Genomic DNA, 18,324 nt, shown 5'->3' on the forward strand with positions numbered 1-18,324 from the left:
AGTAGTGGTGGGGATGGACTACAGCAAGATATGCCCGGCCTCGACCAGAAACCGCCTCGCGGCGGCCTGATCCGTCGCTTTCACCAACAGATGGTCACCATCGAAAGTGGACACCAGGAAGATGCCCAACCCGTTTTCCGACAACGGCCTGATAACCGACAGCACGATACCGGTTTCATCGAAGGCAAAACGGGCCCTCGAGTTTGAAGGCCACCCAGTCGATATCCTGCTTGACGGCATGCGGCACGCGGTCCTGCAAGCAAACGATCGAAAGCTCGTCGTCAGTCCTTGTGATGCTGACGAAGCCTGGCCCGTCCGCCCAACCGGGAATGATCTCGCCCGCCTCCAGCCGGGAAACCGCGTAAAGCCCTAGGAGTTGCTTAAGCCTGACCCTGGCAGCCATTATCGAACTCCTTCGTCAGATTGCCGGTAATCCCGCGAGCCTCTTGCTCATATAGACCGTCATGCCGCCCATGAACGGCTCTTCCCGATCGATGACATAGCCCTGCCTCTTGTAGAGCGACACATTCGCCTCGAAGGCGCCATTGGTCAGCAGGCGAAGCTCGGCACGTCCTGCTTCGATTGCCTTGCGCTCGGCCAGCTCCAGCAACAGCCGGCCAATCCCTCTCCCCTGCGCATCCGGTGCCACGCAGACATTCTCGATCCAGAGGTGATCTGCGGCCAGGATGGTTTCGATCATCCCGACAATGCCGCCATCCTCGACGGCGAGATCGAACGGATGCTCGGCAACAGCCTTGTCGTAGTCGGCGCGCATAGGCAGCGGCTCGCGGCCGATCACCGGCACCCATTTGACATAGGCGGCACGAACGATATCCCGGATCGCGGTGGCGTCAGCGGACTCGGCGGGCCGAAGCCGGATAGAAGAATTGTTGGTCATCAAAGTGCTCCAGATATGAAAACCCCCGCCGGCGGTGTCGCGGGCGGGGCTGGAAACGAACGAACCGGATCTATCCTGCCGGTCTTTGTCGTCGCGCAATCAGTCTGCCGCTCCGCACTGTGCAGGTGCGGCGTCGCTTGGTGTTGGTGGGCGCGAGGACGAACATGGCGCCAAGCTGGAACATGATGCGTGGCGCTGTCAAGGCGGCTGCTCGATCGGTAATGTCTCATGTCATGGAATCGCTGCGGGCCTTGCGATAAACGGCAATTGATCGATGGACAAAATATGACCGGAACGCTGAACAAGGGTGCGGATGGTTGCCATCCTGAACCTGGCCTATTTCGGGATCGAGTTTGCCGTAGCCGTCTGGATCGGATCGGCATCGCTGTTCGCGGACAGCATCGATTTTCTGGAGGACGCATCCGACAATCACCGCCGCCGACGGCCGGCTTTCGCCGTCGAGATGCAGGGACGCGCGGCAAGCAACAATTACTGGGCCAGTTTCTCCCTCCCCGCGCAACACAGCCTGACCGCGCCTTCGGGAATCGTTGCCCCCGGCGGCGGTGGCGGCGCAATGCCCGGCCAATGGAACACCCTCCATCGCCGTCGCCGATATCCACACAAATCCGGCGGACCCGGCCCGGCCTTGGCGGCGGACGGCGCGGACGGGAATCTATCAGCCGCATCTGGTGGACGACGACCAGCGGAGCAACGACCGCGGCATGTTCTAGGCGGCGCGCCGGCAGGCGATGTCGCATCTGGACTGCACCCGCAGTCGTTCTATCTTTTTGCTCGACCCAGACCAAGCACCGGAGCCATCGCCGTGACCGTTACCGACCTCTATCGAGGCTACATCGCCTGCCTCAACAATCAGGATTGGCAAAATCTGCATCGCTTCGTCCATGACGAGGTCCACTACAATGGCGACCGCGTCAGGCTGGCGGGGTACCGCGAAATGCTGGAGCGCGATTTTCGGGAGATCCCAGACCTCTATTTCGACATCCAACTGCAAATCGCCGAACCGCCGTTCATAGCCAGCCGGCTCCAGTTCAACTGCACGCCGAAGGGAACCTTCTTCGGCCTGCCCATCAACGGCCGGAAGATCTCCTTCAGTGAGAACGTCTTCTATGAATTCCTCGACGACACAATCAGGAACGTCTGGTCGGTGATCGACAAGGCGGCGATCGAAGCGCAGCTTTAATCCAGGTCGGCCAGAAGATGACGCACAGCCAATGCCCGACCGATCGTTCGTAAAAACCGATCATTATGACGAAAATAATTCGTTGGAAAGATTATTTGAGGAATGACATTCTCCCCGCGTACTCGCCTGGAGCATTGCATTGTCTTCCGTTTCCCACTTCGCGAACGATATTCCGAAAAGCGCTTTTCCTGCCGATCTGACACCAAGGCGGAAATCCCTCAACTGGAATGGCATCGTCCCCGGCGTCGTCCTTGTCACGATGATCACGGCTGTTGCCTTCTCGGCCCGCAATGTCTCCGGCGTCGCCTTGTTCAGCCCGATGATCCTGGCCGTCGTTGCCGGCATGATCCACTCCAACGTGCTCGGCACACCGGTGCACGCCAAAGCCGGTATCGCATTCTCGCAAAAGCGCCTGTTGCGCTTCGCCATCGTGCTGCTCGGCTTCCAGCTGACGCTCGGCCAAGTCGTCTCGATCGGCGCCGGCGGCGTCGGCATTGTCGCGGCCACGCTTGGTGCCACCTTCGTTTTCACCATCACGCTCGGTCGGCTGATCGGCGTCGACGCCAAGCTGGCGCAGCTGATCGCCGCCGGCACCTCGATCTGCGGCGCCTCGGCTATCGTCGCCACCAACATCGTCACCGATGCGCGCGACGAGGACGTCACCTACGCCGTCGCCTCGATCACCTTGTTCGGCACCGTCGCCATGCTCGGCTTCCCGCTCATGGCGCCCATGCTCGGCCTCGACCAGCACGCTTTCGGCCTGTGGGCAGGCGCCTCGATCCATGAAGTGGCGCAAGTCATCGGCGCCGGCTTCCAGAACGGCACCCAGTCCGGCGAGATCGCCACCGTCGCCAAGCTGACCCGCGTCGCCATGCTGGCGCCGATGGTCGTCGCGCTCGGCCTGATGGCGCGCCGCAGGAGCAGCAGTGAGGTGGCGGCGCGGCCGCCCATGCCGTGGTTCGTCGCCGCCTTCGTCGCCATCGTGGCGCTGAACAGCCTCGTCACCGTGCCGGCCGAGGTGAAATCGGCAATGGCGCTCGCCACCACCATCATGCTGACCATGGGGCTGGCCGCCATGGGCCTGCAGGCCGACATCTCGCAGTTGCGCTCACGCGGCCTGCGCCCCTTGGCGCTCGCCTTCTCGGCCTTCCTGTTCATCGGCTGCTTCAGCCTGCTGCTGGTGAAATTCGCCTAGTCTAAACCGGGCCTAGTCCTCGAACGAACTCGCCGCGGCATAGATCGCCGCCAGCGTCTCGATGCCGGCCTGGTCGGCCTTGTCGAAGCGGCCGGGCAGCGGGCTGTCGAGATCGAGCACGCCGAAGACGCCTTCATCGTCCTCGAGCAGCACCACCAGTTCCGAGCGCGAGTCGGCATCGCAGGCGATGTGGCCGGGAAAATCATGCACGTCCTTGATCAGCATCGAGGTGCCGAGTTCGACCGCCGTTCCGCACACGCCCTTGCCGACGGCGATGCGCATACAGGCCGGCTTGCCCTGGAACGGCCCGAGCACCATTTCCTCGTCCGACTGCAGGAAATAGAACCCGGCCCAGTTGAGGTCCGGCACCATCTGGAAGATGAGTGCTGCGGTGTTGGCGGCGTTGGCGATCGAATCGCGCTCGCCGTCGAGCAGCGCCTTAAGCTGAGTGGCGAGGTCGCGGTAGAACGCGGCCTTGTCTGAGGTGTCGATGGCCTTGGCCGCAAACATGAACGTGTCTCCGTATCGAGGATAGCTGTTCGTCCGATCGCTTGCCAAAGTCGGCGAGCTCCGCGACCAGACGGCCGCCCGCACAGTCTAGCGTGGATTGCGTCCCCTCCGAAAGCCGCAAGATCAGGGGTGCCTCCCGGCGCTGAGCCGGACGGCAAGGCAGCTATGCGTAAACTTTGCGATCATCTTGAGAATCATGACGGCCCCGATCGGGGCCGTCATTCACCTCTCAAAGAGATCGGACAAGTCCCGGGTTTTAGTAGCCGCCCATACCGCCGCCGCCCGCCGGGGCAGCGTCTTTCGGCGGGATGTCGGTGATCATCGCTTCGGCGGTGATCAGAAGGGCTGCGATCGAACCGGCATCCTGCAGTGCGGTGCGCACCACTTTCGCCGGATCGACGATGCCTGCCTTGATCATGTCGACATAGACCTCGTTCTGGGCGTCAAAACCCTGATTGTGGTCCTTGCTGTCGGTGAGCTTGCCGACGACGATCGAGCCTTCAACGCCGGAATTCTCGGCGATCTGGCGGATCGGCGCTTCGAGCGCCCGCAGCACGATCGTGATGCCGGCCGTGACATCGGCATTGGCGCCGGTCAGGCCGCCAAGCACCGAGCGGGCACGCAGCAGAGCCACGCCGCCGCCGGGCACGATGCCTTCTTCAACCGCCGCGCGGGTGGCGTTCAGCGCATCGTCGATGCGGTCCTTCTTTTCCTTGACTTCCGACTCGGTGACGCCGCCGACGCGGATGACGGCAACGCCGCCGGCGAGCTTGGCCAGTCGCTCCTGCAGCTTCTCCTTGTCGTAGTCGGAGGTCGTCTCTTCGATCTGGCCCTTGATCTGGGCGACACGCGCCTGGATCGTCGCCTTGGTGCCGGCCCCGTCGATGATCGTGGTGGTGTCCTTCTCGATCAGCACACGCTTGGCGCGGCCGAGCATCTCGATGGTGACGTTTTCAAGCTTGATGCCGAGGTCCTCGGAGATCATCTGGCCTGATGTCAGCACGGCGATGTCTTCCAGCATCGCCTTGCGGCGATCGCCGAAGCCCGGCGCCTTGACGGCCGCGACCTTGAGGCCGCCGCGCAGCTTGTTGACGACCAGCGTCGCCAGAGCCTCGCCCTCGACGTCCTCGGAGATGATCAGCAGCGGCCTGCCGCTCTGCACCACCGCTTCGAGGATCGGCAGCATCGCCTGCAGATTGCCGAGCTTCTTCTCGTGGATGAGGATGTAGGGCTCTTCCAGCTCGACGCGCATCTTGTCGGCATTGGTGACGAAATAGGGCGAGAGATAGCCGCGGTCGAACTGCATGCCTTCGACGACGTCGAGTTCGGTCTCTGCGGTCTTGGCTTCCTCGACGGTGATGACGCCGTCATTGCCGACCTTGTCCATCGCCTTGGCGATCATCTCGCCGACGCTGGCATCGCCATTGGCGGCGATGGTGCCGACCTGTGCGATCTCGGCCGACGACTTGACCTTCTTGGCGCGCGCCTGGATTTCCTTGACCACGGCGGAAACCGCCTGGTCGATGCCGCGCTTCAAATCCATGGGGTTCATGCCGGCGGCGACCAGCTTGGCGCCTTCGCGCAGGATCGAGGCGGCCAGCACCGTGGCGGTGGTGGTGCCGTCACCGGCGAGGTCGTTGGTCTTCGAGGCCACTTCGCGCACCATCTGGGCGCCCATGTTCTCGAACTTGTCGGCAAGCTCGATTTCCTTGGCGACGGTGACGCCGTCCTTGGTGATGCGCGGCGCGCCATAGGCCTTGTCGATGATGACGTTGCGGCCCTTGGGGCCGAGCGTGACCTTCACCGCATTGGTGAGGATCTCGACGCCGCGCAGCATGCGGTCGCGCGCATCGGTGGAGAATTTGATTTCCTTGGCAGACATGATTTTTATCCCGTTCGTTCGGAGAAAATGAGATCAGGCAGCTTTCTTGGCGGCCACGGTCTTGTCGGTTGCAGCCGTCTCGCCCTTGTCGATGATGCCAGTCTCGCTCTTGTCGATGACGCCCATGATGTCAGCTTCCTTCATGATCAGCAGGTCCTCGCCGTCGATCTTGACCTCGGTGCCCGACCATTTGCCGAACAGGATGAAGTCGCCGGCCTTGACGTCGAGCGGAACAAGCGCGCCGTTTTCGTCGCGTGCGCCAGGCCCGACGGCGATGACTTCGCCCTCCTGCGGCTTTTCCTTGGCAGTGTCGGGGATGATGATCCCGCCCTTGGATTTGATATCGCCTTCGGCGCGACGAATGACGACGCGGTCGTGGAGTGGCCGAAATTTCATGGGAACTTTCTTTCTGGGGCCGGCACAGGCGGCCACGCCCCTCCTCTATAGACGCGTTGGCACTCGATAGATAGGAGTGCCAAAAATTATTCGCGGACCACATTAAATATTCAAAAGTATTATTTCAGCTGGCCGTTTCGTGATATCCGCAGAATGTCAAATAATTCAAAAGATTGAATTTTGCCGATCGAGTGCCTATTTATCGGACAAGTTCACTTTCACGATTTCAGGCACAAGGGAGATTTCTTCGATGGCCGAAGGCAATCAGACGATCATGGAAAAAGCTGAAGCCCGCTTTGTCGACAAGCAGAAGAAGACAGCGGAGAAAAACAAGGCGACCGCCGAATATATGTCCGAGGCAAGAGCCAGGGAAATCAAGACGGCAAGGCTGAGGGAGCTTCGGCTGGCCAAGGAAGAGGCCGATCGTGTCGCCGAGGCCCTCAATCCGACGCCGAAGAAGAAGCGGGTGACCAAGAAAGCCACGGAGGCCAAGACATGAGCCTCACCTTTCCCAACCGCAGCCGCAGCTATGACGAAGCGGGCCAGCGCATTCGTTTCGTTGGCCATGACGGCATGTTCCAGATCTCGTTTTCCGTCGCTGCCGACGCCATGGCCAAGATGCGGCCGGGCACAGCTGCCGACGAAGCCGGTTATCTCCAGACATTCGACACCGAGAGCAGCGCCATCCGCGAGGTGGCGTCGAAGGCCTATGACCGCACCCGCAAGAGCATGTATGTGCTGACGGCGGCCGATTTCGGCTGAAATGGCGGCGAGTTGGCGCTGACCGCGATCAGGTCTTGCGCTCGGCCCTTTCGCGGCGTCTGACGTCGCGGACATTCATCTGCACGACCATGTCCTCGGCCTCGCGCGGCCCCATCCCGACCATCACCTTTTGCCGGACAACCGCAGGCTGGCCGGTGAAGACATCGATGATGCTCCAGCTCTGGGGAAGCTCCATGCGCAGCGTGTAGCGGTTGGCCATGGCGGTCAGCCTTGCATCGTGAAAAACACGGCGCCCAGGATCAGCACCGTCCAGGCGACGACCGACAGTTTCAGCACCATGCCGCCATGCACGGCCAGAAGCTTCCGCAGGTGCGGCACACCTGCCGACGAGACCGGTGCCGCCGCCAAGGCGACAGGGGCCTTGAGGCCAAGTTTTCCAAAGACGGGCAGCAGCGACGGTTCACGCACGAAAGGCCTCGAATGTCAGGGAAAAGCGAAGCAAGAACGCTCGCACCCCTTCCATAGCACTTTTTTCGCGAGCGCCTGCATGCCAAATTCAAGACAGGACTGCTTTGACGGCCAATCCCTACTGCATTCGCAACACACAATCTATTCGTGGGAACTGACTGCGCCCGGGGCAGATTGGGACGCCAAATTTTGGAGGCCTCGCCTCGGGATCGAACCGAGGCTTCAGAGATTTGCCGTCTCCAGCGTAGCCGCTCCGCCACGAGGCCATGGCTGTGAAGTAGCGGCCAAATATTTACGGAAAGGTTAATCCCGAGGGATTGTTCAGAATTTTCGGGGTCGAGTTTCAGAGCGTTCGCCAGCCAACCTTGCCGGGTCTCGCTTCCGGCGCAGAGTTGAGATCCTTCACGCCCCAAGCGGCAGCCCGCCCCGTCTCGACCGAGGGCCTCCAGCACTGCGACTGACGTTCTTCCCCTGAGCTACGCGCTTCCGAGGCTACTTTTACCCCGCGTTGCATTTCGGAGGAGAGGAGCGGAGGCCAACCAACTTTTCCCCTTGAACAGCGATTCGATCTGGCTTAGCTTCATCTGAGAAAAGGTTTTCTCAAACAATCGTCGTCGGGCTCGGCCACCTGCCGGGCCTTATCCGGCTCGGTAAGAGAAAACCTTTTCCCAACCAAGGATCTCGGCGCGATGCCATCGGACGATCTGCCTGTTCCGGTCTTTTCCAAGCCAGTCACCTTGCGTGACGTGGCCGCGCAGGCCGGAGTCAGCGTCGCCACCGCATCCAAGGCGCTCAACAGCCAGGGCCGAATGACAGCCGAGACGCGCGAACGCATTCGCGAGACCGCCCGGCGGCTTGGCTTCCGGCCCAACAGCCTGGCGCAAAGCCTGCTCCGGCGCCGTAGCTTCACCGTCGGCCTGCTCACCAACGATACCTATGGCCGCTTCTCGCTGCCGTTGATGTCGGGCATTTCGGACGCGCTGGTCGACAATGGCGTCTCGGTGTTCCTGTGCAATGTCGAGGAGGATCCGCGGCTGGGCCAGATGCATGTCGACGCCATGCTCGACAAGCGCGTGGACGGCATCATCGCCACCGGCAAGCGCATCGATCGCCATCTCCCCGTCGACCTCTCCAATCTGCGCGTCCCGGTGATCTATGCCTTCACGCAGCCCGACCCCGACGCCGTCGCCTTCGTCTCGGACGATGTTGGCGGCGCCCGGCTGGCGGTCGAGCATTTCTGCCGGCTGGGCCGCAAGCGCATCGCCCACGTCACCGGGCCGGCGAGCTTTGCCGTGGTGCACGCGCGCGTCCAGGCTTACCGCGACGTGCTCGTCGAAAACGGCCTGACGGTCAGCGAGCCGCTGCTCGGCTCCTGGTCGGAAGCCTGGGGTCACCAGGCGGTTGCGCAACTGTTCGACGGCAAAAGCGAAAGGCCGGACGCGGTCTTCTGCGGCAACGACCAGATCGCGCGCGGCGTCATTGATGCTCTGCGCGAACGCGGCCTCGACGTACCCGGCGATGTCGGCGTCATCGGTTTCGACAATTGGGAGATCGTGGCCGAGGCGACGCGTCCGCCGCTGACCTCCATCGACATGAACCTGGTTGCTCTCGGGCGCGAGGCCGGGCTGACCCTGCTTTCGCTGGTCGGCGGCAAGCCCGCCGCGCCGGGCATTCGAAAACTGCCGTGCCGGCTGGTGGTGCGGCAGTCATGCGGCCATCCGCTGGATGGCTGAAACCAAGCGCCGCGCAATCGGCGCCAAGCCGCGGAGCGCGGCCAACCCTGGAGGAGGAGAACATGAGGAACCTTATTGCCAAACTGGCCCTGGCCGCTGCCGTTCTGGGTGGCGGCATCGGTGCCGCGGCCGCCGAGACGGCCAACATCTGGGTGCGCGCCGACGGCTCGAATTTCATGCCGAGGATCGTCGACGCCTACAACAAAGCGCACACCAACCAGGTCAAGCTCGACATCATCCCCAATGCCGAGATCATCCCGAAATATGGTGCCGCCGCGGCCGGCGGCACCGCGCCCGACGCGCTGTCGCTCGACCTGATCTACACGCCCTCCTTCGCCGCCGCCGGCCAGCTGGAGGACATCACCGACTGGGCCAAGTCCCTGCCCTATTTCTCGAGCCTGTCGCCTGCGCATGTGAAGACCGGCACCTACAAGGACCACATTTACGGGCTGCCGTTCTCCGCCGACGCCTCGGTGCTGATCTGGAACAAGAAACTGTTCAAGCAGGCCGGCCTCGACCCTGAAAAAGGCCCTGCCAACTGGGCCGAGATCGCGACCGACGCCGAGAAAGTCAACGCGCTCGGCGGCAACATCAAGGGCTTCTACTTCTCCGGCAATTGCGGCGGCTGCAACATCTTCACCTTCACGCCGCTGATCTGGGCGTCGGGTGGCGACATCCTCTCGGAGGACGGCTCGAAAGCGACGCTGGATAGCCCGCAGCTGCGCGGCGCCATCGATCTCTACCGCTCGATGGTCAAGAAAGACCTGGTCCCGGCAGGTGCGCAGACCGACACCGGCGCCAACTTCTTTGCCGCCTTCGCCGCCGGCAATATCGGCATCTCGCCGTCCGGCGCCTTCGCCATCGGCGCGCTCAACACCCAGTATCCCGATGTCGACTACGGCGTCACCTTCCTGCCGGGCAAGGACAGCGGCTGGTCGTCCTTTGCCGGCGGCGACAATTTCGTCGTCACCAAGGGCACCACGAAACTGCCCGTGGTGAAGGAGTTCCTCGATTTCGCCTATTCGCTCGAGGGCCAGATCATCCTCGCCAAATACGGCAGCCTGCCGGTGCGCGGCGACATCGCCAAGGAGGCACTGAAGGACCTCGATCCACGCTATCAGATCGCCGCCGAGGCCATGGCCAAGGGCAAGACGCCCTATTCGGTGGTGTTCAACGACCTGATCAACTCCGCCAACGGGCCGTGGACGCAGATGATCAACGAGGTCTTCTTCGGCGACGATGTCGATGGCGCCATAGCCAACGCACAAGAGACGATGCAGTCGATCATCGACCAGGCGCCGCAAAAATAGCGGCGGCCTACCCGGCCACCCGCCCGTCTCCCTGGGCGGGTGGCCGGCGCGTTCTTTACCCTCCCTCTTGTGGCGAGGGTCGCTGCAAAGCAGCGGGGTGGGGGCAGCGCCAGTACCCCCACCCGGACCTTCGGTCCGACCTCCCCACAAGGGGGAGGTGGGGCGGCCAACTGTATCCGACGGAAGAACAGGCACGGCATGAGCTCTATCACAACCGCAGCAACCCCTGCCCCGCCCCGCGCCCGCAGGGTCGCCAGCCGCCAACAATGGATCGGCCTGCTCTATGTCGCGCCGGCTGTCGCGCTGGTCGTCGTCTTCTTCCTGATCCCGCTCGGCATGACGGCGTGGATGTCGCTGCACAACTGGCCGCTGATGGGAGAGCACAGCTTTATCGGCCTCGGCAATTACGTCGCCATCCTGCGCGACACCAGGTTCTGGAACGCGCTGCGCTTCACCGCCTTCTACACGGTGATCGTCACCATCGCGATCTTCGTGGTGGCGTTTCCGCTGGCGCTGTTCGTCGAACGGCCGCGGCCGCTGACCAATCTCTACCGCACCATGTTCTTCATGCCGGCGGTTGTCGGTTTCGCCTCGGCCAGCCTACTCTGGTCGTGGTTGCTGAATGTCGATTCCGGCCTGTTCAGCCCGGCCGCTTACGACCTCGGACTGATCGACAGGAAGTTCAACCTTCTGGCCACCTTCCAGCCGGCCTTCTGGTCGATCATCGCCATGGTCGTCTGGAAGGTCGCCGGCTTCACCATGATCATCCTGATGGCCGGCCTGCAATCGATCCCGCAGGACCTGCAGGAGGCGGCCGTCATCGACGGTGCCGGGCCTTTCGCCAGGTTCAGGGCGATCACCTTGCCGCTGATGCGCCGCACGCTGGCGCTGGCGCTGATCCTGTCAGTCGCCGGCTCGATCCTCGCCTTCGACCAATTCTACATCATCCTGCGCGGCGGCCCGCGCAACCAGACGCTGACGGCGGTCTACTGGATCTTCAACCAGTCCTTCGTGTCGTTCAAGCTCGGCTATGGCGCGGCACTTTCCATGGTGCTGCTGGTTATCCTGGTGGCGCTCAGCCTCGTCCAGCTGTGGCTGCTGCGCAAACCCGAGGGGCTCGACTGATGGCGCAGGCCGCCTCCCGCAACCGCCGGCTCCTGACCCGCATCGGCGAGCATTCGACAGGCATCATCGCCTCGGTGTTGTTTGCGGCGCCGATCGTCTGGGCGGTGCTGTCGGCGTTCAAGCCGGCGGCCGAAGCACGCCTGCCGCCGCTGCCGCCCTGGCCGACGTCGGGGTTCTCGCTGGAGAACTATGCCACGCTCAACAGCTTCGGCGACGGGCTGTGGGCCTCTGCGCAAAACAGCATCTATGTCTCGGTGATGACGGTCGTGCTGTCGGTCACCGTCAGCGTGCTGGCCGGCTACGGTTTTTCGCGCTTCCGGTTTCCGTTCAAGAACCTGTTCTTCATCCTCATCCTGTCGACGATCATGATCCCGTTCCAGTCGATCCTGACGCCGATCTTCCTGGTGCTGACCAAGCTTGGCCTGCACAACACCCTGACCGGCCTGGTCGGCGTCTATGTGACGCTGCAACTGCCGTTCTCGATCTTCATGATGCGCAACGCCTTCGACGCCGTGCCGCGCGAAATCGAGGAGGCCGCCCGCATGGACGGTGCCAGCAATCTCACAATGCTTTTGAAGGTGATGCTGCCGCTGGTCTGGCCGGGCGTCGTCACCATCGCCCTGTTTGCCTTCCTCGGCGCCTGGAACGAATTCCTCGCCGCCCTCGTGCTGATGACCGACCAATCCAAGTTCACGCTGCCGGTGATGATGACCGCACTGCAGTCGGGCCGCTTCGGCGCCATCGACTGGGGCGCGGTGCAGGCTGGCGTCACCGTGATGATGGTGCCGTGCCTGATCCTGTTCCTGGCGCTGCAGCGCTTCTACATCCGCGGCCTGATGGCCGGGGCCGTCAAATAGACAGACCGAATGGAGTAAGTTTCATGACCGCATCGCCATCCGCAAAAACCGGAAAACCGAAGCTCGCCTTCCGCCCGCTGCCGGTGCCGCAGGTCGACGTGCACGGCTTCTGGGGCGACCGCGCCGACGCTGTCGCCACACGCACCGCCGACATCCTCTACGAGCGCTGCGTCGAGGCCCGCATGCTGGAGCAGATCGATCCGGACCGCCCCTCGCCCGGCATAGTCATCCCCTTTCACTCGCCCTCTCCCGACGAAGCCGATCGCCAGGGCGCGGAATTCACCGGATCGACGGTGACCACGCAGATGTTCTGGGATTCCGATCTCGGCAAGACGATCGAGACCGCGGCCTATTCGCTTTACCGGCGCAAAAACCCCGAACTGGAGAAGAAGATCGATGCCGTCATCGACATGTATGGCAAGCTGCAGCAGGAGGACGGCTATCTCTCGAGCTGGTATCAGCGCATCCAGCCCGGCAAGCGCTGGACCAATCTGCGCGACTGCCACGAGCTCTATTGCGCCGGCCACCTGATCGAGGGCGCGGTCGCCTATTACCAGGCGACGGGAAAACGCAAGCTGCTCGATATCATGTGCCGCTATGCCGACCATATCGCGTCGGTGCTCGGCCCCGAGCCCGGCAAGAAGAAGGGCTATTGCGGTCATGAGGAGATCGAGCTGGCACTGGTCAAGCTGGCGCGGGTGACCGGCGAGCGGAAATACATGGAGCTGGCCAAATACTTCATCGACCAGCGCGGGCAGCAGCCACATTATTTCGACGAGGAGGCCCGCGCCCGCGGCGCCGACCCGAAGGCCTATCATTTCAAGACCTATGAATACAGCCAGTCACACATCCCGGTGCGCGAACAGGACAAGGTCGTCGGCCATGCGGTCAGAGCGATGTACCTCTATTCGGGCATGGCCGACATCGCCACCGAATATGGCGACGACACGCTGCGGTCGACACTCGACCTTCTGTGGGACGATCTCACCACCAAGAGCCTCTATATCACTGGCGGACTGGGACCATCGGCGCACAATGAGGGGTTCACCAGCGACTACGACCTGCCCAACGAGAGCGCCTATGCCGAGACCTGTGCAGCGGTGGGCCTGGTGTTCTGGGCCAGCCGCATGCTCGGCATGGGGCCGAACGCGCGCTACGCCGACATGATGGAACGCGCCCTCTACAACGGTTCGATCTCGGGCCTGTCGCTCGACGGCTCGCTGTTTTTCTACGAGAATCCATTGGAAAGCCGGGGCAAGCACAACAGGTGGAAATGGCACCGCTGCCCGTGCTGCCCACCCAATATCGGGCGCATGGTCGCCTCGATCGGCAGCTATTTCTACAGCCTGGCCGACGATGCGTTGGCCATCCACCTCTATGGCGACTCGACCGCCCGTTTCGACATATCGGGCGTCCCGGTCAGTCTGACGCAGACGAGCAGGTATCCCTGGGACGGCGCCGTCGAGATCGCGCTCGAACCGCAGGCGCCGGTCGAATTCACCTTGCACCTGCGCATTCCCGCCTGGAGCGCCAGTGCCCAGTTGAAGGTGAACGGCGAGGCCATCAAGCCGGCTGAGATCACCAGCGACGGCTACGCCGCGATCAAGCGAACATGGACGAAGGGCGATGATGTCCGGCTCGATCTCGAAATGCCGATCGAGCGGCTCTATGCCAACCCGCAGGTGCGCCAGGATGCCGGCCGCGTCGCGCTGTCACGCGGCCCGCTGATCTATTGCGTCGAGGCATCAGACAATGACAGCCAGCCGCATCGCCTGACGCTGCCGCGGACGGCCACCATCGAAGCGCAGCAGCGGCCGGAACTTCTCGGCGGCGTGGTGACGCTGTCGACCGCGGCACTTGCCGATGTCCCCGACGGCTGGCAGGACGGGCTCTACAGGCCCGAGCCGCCGACCACCGCCGAGACGCGCCTGACCGCCATTCCCTATTTCGCCTGGGACAACCGCGAGCCCGGCGAAATGCTGGTGTGGCTCAGGGACGGCTGAACGAGGTCGGTCTATGGGCGATGACCGATCCAAGCTCAGCCGCGGTCGATGCCGCAGTTTCGGGCTTTCGGTCCATATAGCGCAGACGCAGGCGCAGGAATGGCGCCTCGACGCAGGTGTAGCTGAGATAGCCGATCGGGATCGTCGCCACGAAGCACAATGCGGACCAGAGGCATGCGACGTAGAAATTGCTGATGCTCATGACATTCGTGTCTATGAACGCCGCCAATTGCATGACGAAGAACAGGTGCAGAAGATAGATCGAATAGCTGTAGGCCCCCGCCTTCTCCAGTATCCTGAACGGCGGGCTTGTTCGCTTTTTCGAAAAGCTCGTGTCGTAGTAGGCGATGCCGAATGAATAGGCTGCCGCCTCCAGGGTCGGCAGGATGATCCATATCCAATGAGGCGACGGATAGCGGCCCAGTTGGTAAAATCCGCCGGCTGCATCGAACCACCAGAAGAACCCCGAAAAAGCCATGAGAACGGCCAGCGCCAGCCAGTGTTGGTTCTTCGCGTGGGCACGCAGGTGGAAGGCAAGAATGCCGGCCAGGAACTGATCCGCATGGCCTATGATGGTTACGGACGCCGCCGACTGCACTTCGCCGATCTGCACATACAGGACGGACCTCAGCACAATGGCTGCCGCGATGAACAGCAAGGGCGCGAACACAAACCGCCTGGATGCCATCAGCAAGAACGGCAGCAACAGGTAGAAGTGCGCTTCGATCGTTACCGACCAGCCGCCATTCGGGAGGGTGGGAAAAAGAAACCCCAATCCGACGCCCGTGAAATACCCGTCGAGGGACTGTCCGGCCAGGTACCTGCGGCAAGCCTCGATACATATCACGACCAGCAGAAGCGGAAGCAGCCTGAGGGCCCTGTTGGCAAAGAAGGGCAGATAGTTGATCTGCTTTCCATCGAGCAGCTTGGCGAACAGGTACCCGGAAAGCGCCATGAACAGGGAAACGCCAGTATGCCCTTCATCCAGAACGCTGAAGATGGGAAGAGCCGGCACGAAGTCATAAGGCACCGGGCCTTCAGGAGACGCATGAAGGAAATGCCAGGAAAAGACAAGAAAGGCCGCCAGGCCACGAACATGATCCAGCGCTGGGTAATGCTCTCCGGTCGAGGATTTCATGATTTGCCCACGCGCACCGTGTCCTGCGCCGGTGTTCAGGTCATCGTTGGGCCAGAACTGTTTTCAATTCATTAAACCCTCACTGCGGAGACTTTCGAAATCAGAGATTTGCTTCAAAAAGTGCTGTGGCCTGCAAACATCCGGGGCCAAACACGACTGAAGCGTGCCGCGTCTGAGCGGATCACTTCTGGGCGGATCACTTCTGGGCGATGGTCAGCCCGATCTCCACGGCCACCAATTCCTGCAACCGCCACAGATTGCGGTCGCGGATGCCGCAGGCTTCGAGGTGGCGGATCGTCTCGAAAAGATATTGCGCGCCCGAGCCCCAATGACCGGCGGCTGTCACCAGCGTCGCCGCGATCGCCTGCTTGTCGAGCTTGCCGGCATAACGCGGATTGGCGGGATCGACGACGAAGCCAAGCGCGCGACATGGGCCGCCTTCGGTCCTGACCTGCAGCCAGCGCGGCACGTTGACGGCGGGCAGGATGGTCATTTCGCGGCGCAGCAGCGCTTCGAGGTTAGCCGCCAGCGGCTCCGCGATCTCGAACACCATGCCCTGGCACTGGCCGCCGCGATCGAGCGCCATCATCAGGCCGGGCTGCTCGACCGTGCCGCGAAAACGCTGCACCGTGAAGCAGAACGAACGATGCCAGCCGCTGGCCACCGCGCGTTCTCCGCCCCTCACCTCACCGGCGGGCTTCCACAACAGCGAGCCATAGGCAAATAGTTTCAGCGGCCCGGCCGGAGCGCCGGCCAGCACCTCGTCGCGGATGCGCGCATAGTCGGCATCGGTCATGTGAACCATGCCCGGCGTCGGCCCGGCATCCTCGACAGCACGCATGGTGCGCGCGATGAGATCCTCGGTCAGCGCCATCGGCGTGTTGCGCGGGACCCTCGATGATGCGGTGGAAATAGCCTTGCTCATCTTCGCGCTCCCAGCCCTACCGCCATGTTGCCGAAGGCTGAAGGATTCTCAAGGGCCGTGCAGCCGTCTTGGAACGATGTTGCCGGCAAACTGTTCTGTTCCTTGCCGGAGGATGCCATGAACGACGCGTCGGCAAAGCCCGCTGGCCCCGTCCTTTCATCGGCGGAGCGCGTCAACACGCTGTCCCATTTCCACCGCGCCGAGATCGCTCGCATGGCGGGATGGCGCGACCGGCTGGACAGGACAACCAACTGGGCAATCACGGTGGTGGCGGCGCTGCTTTCGGTATCGCTGTCGACGGCCAGTGCGCATCACGGCGTGCTGCTGTTCGCCATGCTGCTGATCCTGCTGCTGCTGTGGATCGAGGCGCGCCGCTATCGGTTCTTCGATTTCTATCGGGCGCGCGTACGCCAGTTCGAACGCCACTATTTCGCCCAGATCTTTTCCCCACAGCCCGACTTCGCCTCGGACTGGCTGCTCATCGTCGGCGAAGGCCTGCGCGCGCCGAAATTCCTGCTGTCGCAACGTGTCGCGCTGGCGCGCCGCCTGCGGCGAAATTATCTCTATCTCTTCCTGATCCTGCTGCTGGCCTGGGTGCTGAAGATATCGACCCCCAGCCTTCAGTCCGCAGGTGTCAGGACCGGCTTTGTCGGCTCGCTTCGCGAGGCCGTAGACAGCGCCGCCCTTGGCCCGATTCCCGGTGTGGCGATCGTGGTCTTTGTGGCGGCTTTCTATGTCGGGCTGCTCGCCTTCGCCTTCTTCGCGGCCGGCGACGACGGCGAACTTTCCTTCGGCGACGTCCATGTTTGACGTTGATGTCCGGCGACACGCCGCTGCAATATCAACGGCGCCCCGCGGCGTTGACATGGTTGGTCCGCCGGGACGTTTGGGGAACGGAAGACCCTGTCTTCGCGGCTAGATGCCGAAGAACTGCTTGCCAATCATGTAGCCCAGTGCCGCCACGACCAGCGGAAAAAGTGCCGGCGCGGCTTTGCCTAGAAGGGAGACCTGCTGGTCCTTCGCTGGCGTATGACGTGCATTGCCGAGATTCTTGGTCATTGCTTGCCTCAGGTTCGGAGGATTTATTAGCAAATGCTTATTAAAAGCATGGCCGCATTAACGGCCTGATAGGAAATCAACTCTGATCAGAGGCAAATTCTAATGATCGGCACTTGGACGGCAAAGACGCGCTGCCCTATTTAGCCCGTTCGAAGCATTGGCCGCGACGCGCGGCCGTTCGCGTCAATCGGTAAAACCGCGCCTGAACAACAAGATGGCTCAGGAACCCGATTTAGCAGGTGAACGCCAGCTCCAGAGCCGGTGCAGTTCGTCCGCCGCCTCGCCCGACAGGCGCGGGGTCGAACGGCATGCCTGTGGGTGACGCAGGCCGTGCGCCCTCAAAAAATTCGCAAACCCAAAAAATTCGCAAACCAATGTCGGACTGGCTAGCCTTCGTCCGTCCTTGGGGTATCGAACAGGCATTCATGAAAGGATCCAGCAATGCCCGGCACCGTACGTTTGCACCGCGTTCTGACGACCAGCCCGGAAAAGGTCTATCGCGCCTTCGTTGAAGCGGACGCGCTGGCCAAGTGGCTTCCGCCAAACGGCTTCACCTGCACGGTCCATAATTTCGAGGCAAAGGTCGGAGGCACGTTCAAGATGTCGTTCCGCAATTTCACCACCGGGGACAGCCACTCCTTCGGCGGCGAGTATCTCGAACTCGTTCCGGGCGAGCGCCTGCTCTATACCGACAGGTTCGACGATCCCAACCTGCCCGGCGAGATACGAGTGACCGTGGTCTTGAAAAAAGTGTCGGTCGGCACTGAAATCGACATCACCCAGGCGGGCATTCCGGACGTCATTCCGGTCGAGGCCTGCTATCTCGGCTGGCAGGAGTCGCTCAGAAATCTGGCAAAGCTCGTCGAGCCCGAGATCAATCAATAGGCTGAGAATGGCTGGG

20 protein-coding genes, 1 tRNA gene and 1 pseudogene are annotated in these 18,324 nt (G+C 62.3%); 11 read left to right on the top strand and 11 right to left on the bottom strand.

The genetic code is table 11. The features are described from left to right. Positions 1-18: 18 nt before the first annotated feature. Together NKJ37_RS08105 and NKJ37_RS08110 are read right to left on the bottom strand one after the other, a co-directional pair. Positions 19-403: pseudogene (locus NKJ37_RS08105) on the bottom strand (ACT domain-containing protein). A gap of 15 nt (positions 404-418) precedes the next feature. Next, positions 419-898 (bottom strand): GNAT family N-acetyltransferase, encoded by a 480-nt coding sequence (locus NKJ37_RS08110; protein ID WP_352773567.1) that lies wholly within the window; start codon positions 896-898, stop codon positions 419-421. Between the two features lie 823 nt (positions 899-1,721). Between NKJ37_RS08110 and NKJ37_RS08115 the strand changes: the two genes are divergently transcribed. Continuing rightward, a complete protein-coding gene (locus NKJ37_RS08115; RefSeq protein WP_023809335.1) occupies positions 1,722-2,099 on the top strand; it encodes an ester cyclase in 378 nt (125 codons plus the stop codon). 139 nt (positions 2,100-2,238) lie between these two features. Beyond that, entirely contained in the window at positions 2,239-3,294 is a 1,056-nt protein-coding gene (locus NKJ37_RS08120) for a YeiH family protein (RefSeq protein WP_023809336.1), read from the top strand. Positions 3,295-3,306: 12 nt separating this feature from the next. Here the strand turns inward: NKJ37_RS08120 and msrC are convergent, their stop codons facing one another. The 3 genes from msrC to NKJ37_RS08135 all read right to left on the bottom strand — a co-directional run bounded on the left by msrC (position 3,307) and on the right by NKJ37_RS08135 (position 6,082). Continuing rightward, positions 3,307-3,804, bottom strand: coding sequence for a free L-methionine (R)-S-oxide reductase MsrC (gene msrC, locus NKJ37_RS08125; RefSeq protein ID WP_023809337.1), 498 nt, complete (start codon positions 3,802-3,804; stop codon positions 3,307-3,309). Positions 3,805-4,060: 256 nt separating this feature from the next. Next, entirely contained in the window at positions 4,061-5,686 is a 1,626-nt protein-coding gene (gene groL / locus NKJ37_RS08130) for a chaperonin GroEL (RefSeq protein WP_023809339.1), read from the bottom strand. A 33-nt stretch (positions 5,687-5,719) separates the two neighbouring features. Beyond that, on the bottom strand, positions 5,720-6,082 hold the full coding sequence (locus NKJ37_RS08135; RefSeq protein WP_023809340.1) for a co-chaperone GroES: 363 nt from the start codon (positions 6,080-6,082) through the stop codon (positions 5,720-5,722). A gap of 250 nt (positions 6,083-6,332) precedes the next feature. Between NKJ37_RS08135 and NKJ37_RS08140 the strand changes: the two genes are divergently transcribed. Both NKJ37_RS08140 and NKJ37_RS08145 read left to right on the top strand, forming a co-directional pair. Continuing rightward, entirely contained in the window at positions 6,333-6,581 is a 249-nt protein-coding gene (locus NKJ37_RS08140) for a hypothetical protein (protein WP_023760015.1), read from the top strand. Further along, positions 6,578-6,844, top strand: coding sequence for a DUF1488 family protein (locus NKJ37_RS08145; RefSeq protein ID WP_023809341.1), 267 nt, complete (start codon positions 6,578-6,580; stop codon positions 6,842-6,844). The genes NKJ37_RS08140 and NKJ37_RS08145 overlap by 4 nt, the downstream gene beginning before the upstream one ends. A 28-nt stretch (positions 6,845-6,872) precedes the next feature. On the opposite strand, the gene NKJ37_RS08150 is transcribed toward NKJ37_RS08145, so the two are convergent. From NKJ37_RS08150 to NKJ37_RS08160, 3 genes are all read right to left on the bottom strand, one after another. Beyond that, a complete protein-coding gene (locus NKJ37_RS08150) occupies positions 6,873-7,064 on the bottom strand; it encodes a hypothetical protein (RefSeq protein WP_023809342.1) in 192 nt (63 codons plus the stop codon). A gap of 5 nt (positions 7,065-7,069) precedes the next feature. Next, positions 7,070-7,273, bottom strand: a complete 204-nt coding sequence (locus NKJ37_RS08155; RefSeq protein WP_023809343.1) for a hypothetical protein — start codon at positions 7,271-7,273, stop codon at positions 7,070-7,072. Between the two features lie 190 nt (positions 7,274-7,463). Then, positions 7,464-7,539 (bottom strand) — tRNA-Cys (locus NKJ37_RS08160). 423 nt (positions 7,540-7,962) lie between these two features. Between NKJ37_RS08160 and NKJ37_RS08165 the strand changes: the two genes are divergently transcribed. The 5 genes from NKJ37_RS08165 (at position 7,963) to NKJ37_RS08185 (ending at position 14,301) form a co-directional block, all read left to right on the top strand. Continuing rightward, positions 7,963-9,006 carry a LacI family DNA-binding transcriptional regulator gene (locus NKJ37_RS08165; protein ID WP_352773570.1) on the top strand — a complete coding sequence of 348 codons (1,044 nt, stop codon included), beginning with the start codon at positions 7,963-7,965 and terminating at the stop codon, positions 9,004-9,006. A gap of 62 nt (positions 9,007-9,068) precedes the next feature. Then, positions 9,069-10,316, top strand: coding sequence for an ABC transporter substrate-binding protein (locus NKJ37_RS08170; RefSeq protein WP_352773573.1), 1,248 nt, complete (start codon positions 9,069-9,071; stop codon positions 10,314-10,316). A gap of 198 nt (positions 10,317-10,514) precedes the next feature. Continuing rightward, positions 10,515-11,441 carry a carbohydrate ABC transporter permease gene (locus tag NKJ37_RS08175; RefSeq protein WP_352773576.1) on the top strand — a complete coding sequence of 309 codons (927 nt, stop codon included), beginning with the start codon at positions 10,515-10,517 and terminating at the stop codon, positions 11,439-11,441. After that, a complete protein-coding gene (locus NKJ37_RS08180) occupies positions 11,441-12,298 on the top strand; it encodes a carbohydrate ABC transporter permease (protein ID WP_128305582.1) in 858 nt (285 codons plus the stop codon). The genes NKJ37_RS08175 and NKJ37_RS08180 overlap by 1 nt, the downstream gene beginning before the upstream one ends. A 23-nt stretch (positions 12,299-12,321) precedes the next feature. After that, entirely contained in the window at positions 12,322-14,301 is a 1,980-nt protein-coding gene (locus tag NKJ37_RS08185) for a glycoside hydrolase family 127 protein (RefSeq protein ID WP_352773578.1), read from the top strand. Here the strand turns inward: NKJ37_RS08185 and NKJ37_RS08190 are convergent. Both NKJ37_RS08190 and NKJ37_RS08195 read right to left on the bottom strand, forming a co-directional pair. Continuing rightward, entirely contained in the window at positions 14,288-15,439 is a 1,152-nt protein-coding gene (locus NKJ37_RS08190; protein ID WP_352773581.1) for an acyltransferase family protein, read from the bottom strand. The genes NKJ37_RS08185 and NKJ37_RS08190 overlap by 14 nt on opposite strands. 196 nt (positions 15,440-15,635) lie before the next feature. After that, positions 15,636-16,364: a gamma-glutamylcyclotransferase gene (locus NKJ37_RS08195; RefSeq protein WP_128305580.1), complete on the bottom strand. Its 729-nt coding sequence runs from the start codon at positions 16,362-16,364 to the stop codon at positions 15,636-15,638. A 117-nt stretch (positions 16,365-16,481) separates the two neighbouring features. Here NKJ37_RS08195 and NKJ37_RS08200 point away from each other — a divergent pair, with 117 nt between their 5' ends. Beyond that, positions 16,482-17,174 (top strand): DUF2270 domain-containing protein, encoded by a 693-nt coding sequence (locus NKJ37_RS08200; protein WP_023809351.1) that lies wholly within the window; start codon positions 16,482-16,484, stop codon positions 17,172-17,174. A 105-nt stretch (positions 17,175-17,279) separates the two neighbouring features. Here the strand turns inward: NKJ37_RS08200 and NKJ37_RS08205 are convergent, their stop codons facing one another. Then, the gene (locus tag NKJ37_RS08205) at positions 17,280-17,423 is read right to left on the bottom strand and encodes a hypothetical protein (protein ID WP_023809352.1); all 144 of its coding nucleotides are present in this window, start codon (positions 17,421-17,423) and stop codon (positions 17,280-17,282) included. A 441-nt stretch (positions 17,424-17,864) separates the two neighbouring features. Between NKJ37_RS08205 and NKJ37_RS08210 the strand changes: the two genes are divergently transcribed. Continuing rightward, positions 17,865-18,308 (top strand): SRPBCC family protein, encoded by a 444-nt coding sequence (locus tag NKJ37_RS08210; protein ID WP_023809353.1) that lies wholly within the window; start codon positions 17,865-17,867, stop codon positions 18,306-18,308. Positions 18,309-18,324 lie beyond the last annotated feature (16 nt).

The sequence above is a fragment of the Mesorhizobium sp. M0140 genome (genome assembly GCF_040322475.1).
Taxonomy (GTDB): Bacteria; Pseudomonadota; Alphaproteobacteria; order Rhizobiales; family Rhizobiaceae; genus Mesorhizobium.